The organism is Zoogloea sp. LCSB751 (genome assembly GCF_002028455.1).
Taxonomy (GTDB): domain Bacteria; phylum Pseudomonadota; class Gammaproteobacteria; order Burkholderiales; family Rhodocyclaceae; genus Zoogloea.
Window position 1 is genome coordinate 1 of the sequence record NZ_MWUM01000126.1, and the last position, 306, is coordinate 306.

A 306-nucleotide genomic window follows, 5' to 3' on the forward strand; every position below is an offset into this window, starting at 1 on the left:
TAACGAGATAAATCGCGAAGCGGCAACATTAATGGGTAAAACTATCCCGGCTGATGACGTATAATAACGTCAATTTGAGCCAGTTTTATCTTAACGGAGACAAGTCCATGTCTATTGAAAGTCAGTTAAAAGCACAATTCGCCGAGAATCGTGACATAGTGCAAGCCTTGCTCGACGATGGCTCAGAGCCTGATGCTGAATACACCATTGAGCACCATTTTTCATCGAGCAATTTTGAGCGCTTAGAAAAGGCTGCGGTTGATGCATTCAAACTTGGATTTGAAGTCAATGATGCTGAAGAAATGG

1 protein-coding gene is annotated in these 306 nt (G+C 42.5%); it reads left to right on the forward strand.

From position 1 onward, the window contains the following. Positions 1 to 107: 107 nt before the first annotated feature. The coding region (gene rraB / locus B4920_RS26030; protein ID WP_139379658.1) for a ribonuclease E inhibitor RraB at positions 108 to 306 on the forward strand (199 nt) is incomplete at its 3' end.